The following is a 10,188-nucleotide window of genomic DNA, read 5'->3' on the forward strand; positions in this document are numbered from 1 at the left end:
GGAGTGCGGTAGGTGGCGCACTTGGGTGATGCGGGGCCGCTGGGAGTGCGGTAGGTGGCGGACTCAATTGGTGTCGTGCGGCTGGGAGTGCGGTAGGTGGCGCACTTGGGTGATGCGGGGCCGCTGGGAGTGCGGTAGGTGGCGGACTCAATTGGTGCCGTGTGGCTGGGAGTGCGGTAGGTGGCGCACTTGGGTGATGCGGGGCCGCTGGGAGTGCGGTAGGTGGCGGACTTAATCGGTGCCGTGCGGCTCGGAGGGCGGGAGGTGGCGGACTCGAGTGAGGGGTTAGTTCGCGGTGTGGCGGACTGCCGGTGAGGGCACGGATCGCTGGCGGTGCTTGCCTAGTGCAGGCAAACGATTCGGTCCCCGGCACGCGAATCGGATTACTCTGGCGCCGTGGGGATTTCTGAGTACGCACCTGGCGACGTGGTCGTCTTTTCGCACGGCCCGTTCGGTGGTATCTGTGCTGTCGTCCAGTCCGTCGATAGCCGGCGGTCGACGCTCGGGCTGGAGTTCGCTGTGGGGACCACGCACCGGGAGGGCGGGGTGCTGCGGGAGGATCGGCATCGGTTGACCGTTGGGTTCGACGAGGTGGAGTTGCTGTAGGCGGGACGGGGGGCTTCGCGGGGCTGTAATACGGTGGACCCGTGATCGTCGCGCTTATCGATTCGGGTCTCGGCTTGTTGCCGACGGCCGCGTGGCTGCGCAAATTGCGACCCGATGTGGATCTGTTGCTGCTGCTCGATCCCGAGGGCGCGCCGTGGGGGCCCAAGCCGGAACAGTGGGTGGTCGAGCGGGTGCTGGCGGCGGCGCGGCAGGCGCTGGCGCTGGGGGCCGAGGTGATCGTGCTGCCGTGTAATACGGCGAGTGTGACGGCGTTGGCTCAGGTGCGCGCGGAGGTGGGGGAGTCGGTGCCGGTGATCGGCACGGTTCCGGCGATCAAACCCGCTGCGGCGCAATGTCGTTCGGTTGCGGTGTGGGCGACGGCGGCGACGACGGCCAGCCGTTATCAGGCCGACCTCATCGCTCGTTTCGGCGGTGAAGCGAAGGTTGTCGGGGTGGCCTGCCACGGCCTGGCCGACGCCATCGACCGAGGTGACGTGCCCGCGATCAACGCCTCGATCGCCGATGCCGCCGCCCGCACACCCGCCGATGTGGAGGGCGTGGTGCTCGGCTGCACCCACTATCCGCTGGTCGTCGACGCCATTGTCGCCGCATTGCCGGACGGTGTGCGCCTGTTCGACAGCGCCCAGGCCGTCGCCGCCCAGACCGTCCGCAAGATGGACGAGCTCGGCAGGCCGACCACGGGCACCGGAACGGTCATCGTCCGCACCAGCGGTGAACCGGGGGAATTGCCTACCAGCGCAGCGACTTTCGAGTCGGGCCGCCTGCTGGGCGCTGTCGGCCTCTGACGTTCCGGTCCGGGTGGTGCGGTGACCGGGCAGGGTGTCCTGTGGTGTTGAATGCGCATAACCGACCCTGGAGGTGCGTTGTGACCGAGGCTCCCACCGCCGACGACGTACGCGCCGCGCTCGCCGAACACGCCGACCCGGCCGACGCGCGACACCTGCAACGCTTCTTCAAAACCGGACCCGGCGAGTACGGCGACGGTGATGTATTCCTCGGCGTCCGCGTGCCTGTCAGCCGGAAGGTCGCGAAAGGGTTCACCGCGCTCCCGCTCGACCAGGTCGACGAACTCCTCGACAGCCCGGTCCATGAGGAACGCCTGGTCGCCCTGTTCGTCCTCGGCGCGAAGTTCGCCATCGCATCGAAACCACGCACCCGTGACGACAAGGCGCGCGAGGAGATAGTCGACCGCTACCTGGCCGCCGTGTGCCGGGGCCGGGTGAACAACTGGGACCTGGTCGACTCGTCCGCCGAATACATCCTCGGAGCCTGGCTGCTCGACAAAGAACGCACCCTGCTTTTCGAACTGGCACAACAGGATTCACTCTGGGAGCGCAGAGTCGCCCTGCTGTCGACCTTCGCCTTCATCCGCGCGGGCGACGCGAGCACCACCCTGGCCCTGGCCGAGGAGCTTCTCGACGACCACCGCGACCTGATCCAGAAAGCCCTCGGCTGGATGCTGCGCGAGGTCGGCAAGAAGGTCGACCCTGCGCTGCTCACCGGCTTCCTCGATGCCAACGCACGCGAAATGGGCCGCACCGCATTGAGTTACGCGACCGAACACCTCGACAGGGAGCGACGCGCCGCGTATCGGGCGATGCGCTAGAACTGGATCTTCAGGTGGTCGGTCACCGGCCGGGCCTGGCAACCGAGGATGTAGCCGTTCTCGATGTCCTCGGGGTCGAGGATCTCCGAATTCTCCATCTCCACTTTGCCTTCCAGCACCGTGCAGGCGCAGGAACCGCATTCGCCTTCCTGGCAGGAGTAGGGCACGTCGAGGCCCTTGTCGAGCATGATGTCGACCAGCGTCTGCTTGCGCGGCCAGCTCAGCTCGTGCACCTGCCCGTCGAGCTCCACCTCGACGGTCGCGGCGTCGGCGGCCTCCTCCTCGGACACCTCGGCGGGCGCGTGGTCGGCGAACGGGTCACCGGCCAGCGAGTTGAAGATCTCGGCGTGGGTGCGGCTGCGCGGCACATCGAGCGAGCCCAGCGCGGTGTGCACGAGGTCCATGAAGGGCTTCGGTCCGCACATGAACGCCTCGTAGGCGGTGTAGGGGCTCACCAGGCGGGCGAGCATGTCGGCGGTCGGCAGGCCGAGCAGCGGTTCGAGCCAGTGGATGACACTGAGCCGCTGCGGGAACTTGCCGACCAGTTCGCGCAGCTCGTCGGCGAAGATCACCGAGCCGGCGTCGCGGTTGGCGTAGACCAGCACGATCTTGCCGCTGCCCTGGGCGAGCGCCGACTTCAGGATGGAGATGACCGGGGTGATGCCGCTGCCCGCCGCGAACAGCAGCAAATCGGTGTCGAGGTCGCGGGGAGTGAACACGCCCGACGGCGGAAGTACTTCCAGCTCGTCGCCGGCGCTGATGTTGTCGCACAGCCAGTTCGAGCCGTAGCCGCCCTCGGTGCGTTTCACGGTCACCTTGGGTAGGTCGTCGGTGAACGGCGAGCTGGCCAGCGAGTAGCAGCGGGCCACCGAACCGGTGAGCTCGCTGGGGATGCGCAGGGTGAGGAACTGCCCGGGCTGGTAGGCGAACCGTTCGCGCAGCTCGTCGGGCACCTCGAAGACCACGGAGCGGGTGTCGGTCGTTTCGGCGATGACTGCGGCGACCCGCAGCACCACCGAGCGCGAGCCGTGCGGAACCTCGACTGTGGTCATGTCGTCCTCTCGAGCAGATCTAGCCAAAACTAGAACGTGTTTCAGTTTCATGCTAAGTCCGGACGCGCCTGCAGGGCAAGCTGCGCCTCGAGCCCGGCCACGAGCACCTCCATCCCGAAGTCGTAGGAGTACTTGCCGCGCAGGTCGGACATGTACTTCGTGGCACGGGCCACCGCTTCGGGCAGCAGCACGTCCGCGGGGGCGGAGCGGTCACGCGGATTCACCCTGCTGCGGCCGAACAGGTAGGTGTGAATGGTCGCGTAGGCGGCCAGCACGTTGCGATCGGAGAATCCCGCGTCGAACAGGATCTCCATCACCGCTTCGATCAGGTCGAGCTGCTTGCCGAGCATCTGCTCGAGCAGGATGTCGCCCAGGCCGGGATGCCTGCGCAGTTTATCGTCTATCTGATCGATCAGATCGCGCAGGCGTACCTGCCACGGGCCGGACTCGCGCGGCGGCTTGCGCACGCCGACCAGCGCCGCGCTGGCGACCAGGTCGAGCAGTTCCCGCTTGTCGGCGACGTAGTAGTAGGGCGCCATCGGCGACACCCCGAGCTCGCGCGAGAGCCTGCGCATGGACAGCTTCTCCACGCCGTCCTCGCGTACTACGCGCAGCGCCGCCTCGACGATCTCCGCTTCCGAGAGTGTCGAATTCGCGCCGCTGCCGACCCCACCGTGGTTACGCAAGCCTCTGCCTCACCTCTACTGCCGCTGGGCTCTCGGGCCCCTTCCGTCCTGCTCCCGGAAGTCTAGATGTCGTGGCCCGTCCGGTGAGTTTTTCCGAATCCCGCCTTTATGGCAGTGACTGACGTTAAAGTCGCGAGTGACCGTCAACACATGGGAGGTAGTCATGGCCGAGAACCCGACACCCGCGAGCGAGGACACCGGCGAGGACCTGATCGCCGAGACGCTGATCGAAGAGGTCAGCATCGACGGCATGTGCGGCGTGTACTGACCATGGCGGCAGGCGTGCTCGATCTCGATGCCCGATGGGCGCTGCATCCTCGGGTCTCCTTGCGTCCGGAGTCCTTCGGTGCGCTGCTGTACCACTTCGGCACCCGCAAGCTCTCGTTCCTCAAGAGCCGCGAGCTGGTCGACGTGGTCCGGTCGCTGCCCGCGCACCATTCCGTGCGGGAAGCGCTGCACGCCAAGGGCTTCAGCGCTTCGACGGCATATGTCGAGGCACTCGACCAGCTGGCCCGCACCGACATGATCGTGCCCGCGCCTGGCCCGGTCACGCCGGTGGAACCGAGCCCGCCTGCCCCGGTCGGCGCCCCGCAGGGCGGACGGCTCATCGACCGCTTCGAGTCCGGTCTCGCCGCGCCGATCTGCCTCACCTGGGAACTGACGTACGCGTGCAACCTGTCGTGCGTGCACTGCCTGTCGTCTTCGGGTCGCCGGGACCCGAACGAGCTGAGCACCGAGCAGTGCAAGGCGCTGATCGACGAGTTCGAGCGCATGCAGATCTTCTACGTCAACATCGGTGGCGGTGAGCCGACCGTGCGCCCGGACTTCTGGGAGCTGGTCGACTACGCCACGGCCCACCATGTGGGGGTCAAGTTCTCCACCAACGGGGTTCGGATCAACCAGCAGGTCGCCGCCCGGCTGGCCGCCAGCGACTACGTCGACGTGCAGATCTCCCTCGACGGCGCCACCGCCGAGGTCAACGACGCCGTGCGCGGTCCCGGCTCCTACGACACCGCCATCAAGGCGTTGGCGAACCTGGCCGACGCGGGCTTCCGCGACGCCAAGCTCTCGGTGGTCGCGACCCGCCACAACATCGCCCAGCTCGACGAATTCAAGGCCATCGCCGACCGCTACGGCGCCACCCTGCGCCTGACCCGGCTTCGCCCGTCCGGCCGTGGCGCCGACGTATGGGACGAGCTGCACCCGCTGCCCGAACAGCAGCGCGAGCTCTACGACTGGCTCGTGCGCAACGGCGAGGGCGTGCTCACCGGCGACTCCTTCTTCCACCTGTCGGCCTTCGGTTCGGCGCTGCCCGGCCTGAACATGTGCGGTGCGGGCCGGGTGGTCTGCCTGGTCGACCCCGTGGGCGATGTCTATGCCTGCCCGTTCGCCATCCACGACCGGTTCAAGGCCGGAAACATCCTCACCGACGGCGGTTTCGACGGTGTGTGGACCAACGCCGAACTGTTCGCCGAACTGCGCGAGCCCGTCGACGGCGGCGCCTGCACCAAGTGCAGCCACTACGACGCCTGCCGTGGCGGGTGCATGGCCGCCAAGTTCTTCACCGGTCTGCCCGCCAACGGACCCGACCCGGAGTGTGTGCAGGGGTACGGGGAGGCGGCGTTGTCGGCACCTGGTCGCGTCGTTCCGCGCCCGGCCGTCGACCACTCGCGGCCGGTGCGCGCCCGCACCCGGGTTTCGCTGCCGCTGACCGTGCGCCAGCCACCCGCCAAAGCGTGCAACGAAAGTCCGCTCGGGTAGTCGCGTCGCCGGTTGCCAGCGGTGCGCTGCCGATCTTGCTCGACACGTCAACTAAGCGGTCGGAGCGGCATTTCGAGCGGAGTTTCTTCCTTTTTTCTGGGGTGATGATGTTTGGCGGACCAAGTGCGAATAGCATGCGAGGAATGCGCCATGATCGTCTGCCCGACGGCTTCGGGGTACGGATCGATCCACGGGTACGCGCATTTTCCGGGGGTCGGATCCTGATCGGCGGATCGCCCGCACGGATGCTGCGCCTGGCACCCGAGGCCGCCGAATTGATCGGCGACGGGTACCTCGAGGTCACCGATACCAAGTCCGCGATCGTCGCCCGCAGACTCCTCGACTCCGGGGTCGCCAACCCGCGACCCCGGCTGCTGCCCTCTCCCGACGACGTCACGGTCGTCGTCCCGCTCTACAACAACGCCGACGGACTCGTGCGGCTGCTCGGCTCGCTGCGCGGACACAATGTGATCGTCGTCGACGACGGTTCCGACGAACCGGTGCGTATCCCGCCCCGGTCGGGGCGCGGTCAGGTGACGGTGCTGCGCCACGAGCGCCCACTCGGCCCGGCCGCCGCCCGAAATGCCGGGTTACGCGCGGCGTCAACCGGTTTCGTCGCGTTCCTCGACTCCGATGTGGTGCCGCGCAGCGGCTGGCTCGAGGTGATGCTCGGGCATTTCAGCGATCCGCAGGTGGCGCTGGTCGCGCCGCGCATCGTCGCCCTGGATTCGGAGTCCAACGCTCTGGCCCGCTACGAACACACCCGCTCCTCGCTGGATCTGGGCAGGCGCGAGGCCGCGGTGCACGCACGCGGCATCGTGTCGTACGTGCCGAGCGCGGCATTGCTGGCCCGGCGCGCGGCACTGCTCGGTGAGGGTGGTTTCGACGAATCCATGCAGGTGGCCGAGGATGTCGACCTGTGCTGGCGGCTCGAGCGGGCAGGTTGGCGCTTGCGCTACGAACCGGCCGCCCACGTCGCCCACGATCACCGGGTCGAGTTCCGGGCCTGGTTCACCCGAAAGCTGTTCTACGGCACGGGCGCCGCGCCGCTGGGCAAGCGGCACGGGGAGATGGTCTCGCCGCTGAGCGTGCCGAAGTGGACGGTGCTGGCCGCGATCCTGTTCGCCACCATGTCGAAATGGGGGCTGCTCGGCGGGCTGGTCACCTTGGCGACGGCGCTCATCCGGATGCGTCGGGTGTTCGCCGAACTCGATAATCCCACCCGCATCGCGGCGGTGTATCTGGCGCGCGGATTCTTCGCCGGACTCTGGCGACTGGCTTCGGCGATGTGTCGTGACTATTGGCCGGTGACGCTGCTCGCGGTGCTCGCGTCGAAGCGGATCAGGAAGATCGCGGTCACCATGGCACTGGCCGACGGACTGGCCGATTGGTTCACCCATCGCGATTCCGGTGGCCTCGATCCGCTGCGCTATGTGGCCTACAAGCGGCTCGACGATGTCGCGTACGGGACCGGGCTGTGGCTCGGCGTCATCCGGGCACGCAGCTTCGAGGCGTTGAAGCCGCACGTTCCGCCGAACTGAGCTGTCCGCGTTGCCGAACACTCTGGTGGTCGGGGCCGGTTCGGCGGGGTGTGTGCTCGCGGCTCGGCTCAGTGACGACCCGGCCCACACGGTGCTGGTGCTCGAGGCTGGACAGGTGTGGCCCGCAACCGCCGACATTCCCGCCGAACTGCTCGACCCCGGCCATCTCCCGGTCGGGCCGGAGTCTGCGGTGCTCTGGCGCTACGCGGGAAACCTGGTGCGTGGCAAGCTGATCGGTGGTTCCGGGGCGATCAACGGCAGCTATTTCATCCGACCGCCCGCCGCGGGCTTCACGGACTGGAACAGCGAGCGATGGACCTTCGACACGCTGCTGCCGTTCTTCCGGGGCCTGGAGAACGACCTGGATCACGGAACCGACCCCGGCCACGGCACCGACGGTCCGATCCCGGTCGTCCGGACCACCGATCCCACTCCGTTCAGCGCCGAATTCGCCGAACGCTGCGCCGCAGCCGGATTGCGCGAGGTCGCCGACCTCAACGCGCTCGACGCACCGGACGGCTTCGGACGGGTACCACTCGCGATCTCGGGAAATCGGCGCGCCGGACCTGGCATCACCCATCTCTACCCGGTCCTCGACCGGCCCAACCTCACCGTTGTCGGGGAGACGACGGTGACGCGCCTGGTCATCGAAGGCAGCCGGGCCGTCGGTGTGGAATGGGTGCGCGGCCGCGAATACGGACGCACCGACGCCGACCGGATCGTGCTCTGCGCTGGCGCCGTGGAATCGGCCGCACTGCTGTTGCGCTCGGGCGTCGGACCCGAGCGGCAACTACGCGCACTCGGCATTCCGGTGGTCCGGCCCGCCCCCGTCGGGACGTGGTGCACCGACCACCCCGAGGTGGGCGTCGAGTTCCCCGGTCCCGAACCGGCCGTGTCGGCCGTCGCCCTCGAGTACGTGCTCGAACACGGCGACCTCGAATTCCGCCCGTACACACCAGCCTTCACACCCGGCCTGCGCAGGCTCGGGGTGGCGCACATGCGGCCGACCGGCGCCGCCGAACTGACATTGCGTTCGGCCGACCCCACCGTGCCCGCCCACATCGATCAGAGCCGGCTGCTCACCGCGGCGGACCGGGCAAACCTGCGCGCGGGCGTGGAGCTGGCGTGCGAACTGTTCGACCTGAGGTTCGGCCCCGTCGACGACCACTGGCTACGTGCCAATAGTGGGACGTCCCAGCATCTGTCCGGCACCTGCCGGATGGGTCCGGCGAACGACGAGCAATCGGTCGTCGACGAGCTCGGCCGCGTGCACGGAATCGAAGGATTGAGAATCGCCGACCTTTCAGTCGTCCCGGTGCCGCTGACGCGCGGTCCACAGGCCACGGTAGTGACGCTCGCCGCAGCCATAGCGGCGTGCTACACGGTGTGACGGAGTGACATCCGCTAGCACAATGTGACCTGCGGGACAAACCCGCACTTCTGGCGTTTGGCCCGATAACTGCCCGGTACAGTTTGTAGCGGGAAAGAAAGGCAAATGGTCAGCAATCTTGCAGGTGGGCGGCCCCCACGGCAGGCTACGGAGGCGGGCGCTCAGCTCGGTGCTCTGGAAGCCTATGCCGCACAGGCCCATGGTTTTCTCAGTGCCGGTGGTGAACAGCTGACCCAGCTGGCCGGTCTGTTGCGTCCGCTCGTTCTCGAGTCCTGGTTACGCAGCGTACGCGGTGGGATCGATCCCACCGATATGGTCGACGGTCGCGGTCTGCGCGGTGCCGACCTGGTGCGGTATCGCGATGCCCACCCTATCGCCGCCCTCATGCCGTTGATCGACAAACTGCTGGTCCAGGACGCGGCGCGGGCGGGACTCATCGTCACCGTCGCCGACCAGTTCGGCCGGGTGCTCTGCGTGCACGGTCATCCCGACCAGGTCGCCGCGGCCGCCGAGATCGGCCTGCGCGAAGGCGACGACCTCAGCGAACGGCGCATCGGCACCAATGCCGTCGGCCTCGTCGTGCGCACCGGCCGAGCCACCTGGATCCACGGACCCGAGCACTTCCTGCATCGCATGCACCAGATCACCGGTGCGGCGGCACCCGTGCACGAGCCGGACGGCAGGCTCGTCGGGGTGTTGATGATTGCCGGCGGGATGCGGGTGGCCAAGCCGGAAATCCTCGCCCTGGTCAAGGCCGCCGCCACCGCCGCCGAGATGGATCTGGTGCTGCGAGCCATGCGGGCGGGCCGAGGCGAAACCACCTCGGTACGCGGAAGCGATCCGGCAACCGAACCCGAAAAGGCGAGGCTGGCGCTCGATGTGCTCGGGCTGGGGCAGCCGCACTTGAGCGTGGCGGGGGAGCGGGTACCGCTGTCGCAACGTCATGCCGAGATCCTGCTGTTGCTCACCGAACATCCCGAGGGTCTGGGTTCGGATCATCTCGCGCTGCTGCTCGACGACACCGATCTGGACAACGGCACGATCCGCGCCGCCATGTCCCGGTTGCGCGCGGTGGTCGGCGCGACGGTCGTCGCCTCGCGCCCATACCGTTTGCAGGTGCATGTCGCAACCGATGTGGAGGCGCTGCGGGCCGCGCTGGATTCCGGTGATATCGAATCCGCATTACGGTTGTACGCCGGTCCGGTGTTGCCGCGTTCCTCGGCGCCGGGCATCTGCGACCTCCGTGACGAGTTGCGGGTGCGGTTGCGTACCGCGGTGCTCGCCTCGGCCGACCCGGCCGTGCTGCGCCGGTGGACCGCGGGTCAGGAGGGGCGCGACGATGCCGCGGCCTGGGCCGCCTATCGGGCGACCGTCGATCGCGATTCACCCCTGTATGCGCAGATCGAAGCCAAGATCCGGGTGCTCGATCGGCGCCTCGGTGCCGATGCAACGCAGATGCAACGTTTCGGCTCCTAGTCTCCCGTTCTGAAAGTGTGCTAGCTCACATATCCGTGGCCGATGTGTT

The 10,188-nt window shown here is 67.9% G+C and carries 9 protein-coding genes; 7 read left to right on the forward strand and 2 right to left on the reverse strand.

The features are described 5' to 3' along the window. The first annotated feature begins 647 nt into the window (after window positions 1-647). Window positions 648-1,412 (forward strand): glutamate racemase, encoded by a 765-nt coding sequence (locus LDL21_RS02020; RefSeq protein WP_225278589.1) that lies wholly within the window; start codon window positions 648-650, stop codon window positions 1,410-1,412. An 80-nt stretch (window positions 1,413-1,492) separates the two neighbouring features. After that, window positions 1,493-2,233, forward strand: a complete 741-nt coding sequence (locus LDL21_RS02025; RefSeq protein ID WP_225278590.1) for a DNA alkylation repair protein — start codon at window positions 1,493-1,495, stop codon at window positions 2,231-2,233. Here the strand turns inward: LDL21_RS02025 and LDL21_RS02030 are convergent. Together LDL21_RS02030 and mftR2 are read right to left on the reverse strand one after the other, a co-directional pair. Beyond that, window positions 2,230-3,285, reverse strand: a complete 1,056-nt coding sequence (locus LDL21_RS02030; RefSeq protein ID WP_225278591.1) for a ferredoxin--NADP reductase — start codon at window positions 3,283-3,285, stop codon at window positions 2,230-2,232. The genes LDL21_RS02025 and LDL21_RS02030 overlap by 4 nt on opposite strands. 47 nt (window positions 3,286-3,332) lie before the next feature. Further along, complete coding sequence (mftR2, locus tag LDL21_RS02035; protein WP_067485219.1) at window positions 3,333-3,971, reverse strand: mycofactocin system transcriptional regulator MftR2; 639 nt, start codon at window positions 3,969-3,971, stop codon at window positions 3,333-3,335. Window positions 3,972-4,107: 136 nt separating this feature from the next. Here mftR2 and mftA point away from each other — a divergent pair, with 136 nt between their 5' ends. From mftA to LDL21_RS02060, 5 genes are all read left to right on the forward strand, one after another. Continuing rightward, entirely contained in the window at window positions 4,108-4,239 is a 132-nt protein-coding gene (gene mftA / locus LDL21_RS02040) for a mycofactocin precursor MftA (RefSeq protein ID WP_225278592.1), read from the forward strand. Between the two features lie 2 nt (window positions 4,240-4,241). Next, a complete protein-coding gene (gene mftC / locus LDL21_RS02045; protein ID WP_225279209.1) occupies window positions 4,242-5,732 on the forward strand; it encodes a mycofactocin radical SAM maturase in 1,491 nt (496 codons plus the stop codon). Window positions 5,733-5,875: 143 nt separating this feature from the next. Then, a complete protein-coding gene (mftF, locus tag LDL21_RS02050) occupies window positions 5,876-7,273 on the forward strand; it encodes a mycofactocin biosynthesis glycosyltransferase MftF (protein ID WP_225278593.1) in 1,398 nt (465 codons plus the stop codon). A 10-nt stretch (window positions 7,274-7,283) separates the two neighbouring features. After that, window positions 7,284-8,663, forward strand: coding sequence for a mycofactocin dehydrogenase MftG (gene mftG / locus LDL21_RS02055; protein WP_225278594.1), 1,380 nt, complete (start codon window positions 7,284-7,286; stop codon window positions 8,661-8,663). Between the two features lie 105 nt (window positions 8,664-8,768). Beyond that, window positions 8,769-10,139 carry a GAF domain-containing protein gene (locus LDL21_RS02060; protein ID WP_225278595.1) on the forward strand — a complete coding sequence of 457 codons (1,371 nt, stop codon included), beginning with the start codon at window positions 8,769-8,771 and terminating at the stop codon, window positions 10,137-10,139. The last annotated feature ends 49 nt before the right edge of the window (window positions 10,140-10,188 follow it).

The sequence above is a fragment of the Nocardia rosealba genome, from assembly GCF_020216065.1.
Classification (GTDB): domain Bacteria; phylum Actinomycetota; class Actinomycetes; order Mycobacteriales; family Mycobacteriaceae; genus Nocardia; species Nocardia rosealba.

What these genes read in the sequence shown, in the direction of transcription:
- mftC (WP_225279209.1), top strand. Translation starts at nt 4,242, where the DNA reads ATGGCGGCAGGCGTGCTCGATCTCGATGCCCGATGGGCGCTGCATCCT.
- LDL21_RS02060 (WP_225278595.1), top strand. Translation starts at nt 8,769, where the DNA reads ATGGTCAGCAATCTTGCAGGTGGGCGGCCCCCACGGCAGGCTACGGAG.
- LDL21_RS02030 (WP_225278591.1), bottom strand. Translation starts at nt 3,285, where the DNA reads ATGACCACAGTCGAGGTTCCGCACGGCTCGCGCTCGGTGGTGCTGCGG.
- mftF (WP_225278593.1), top strand. Translation starts at nt 5,876, where the DNA reads ATGCGCCATGATCGTCTGCCCGACGGCTTCGGGGTACGGATCGATCCA.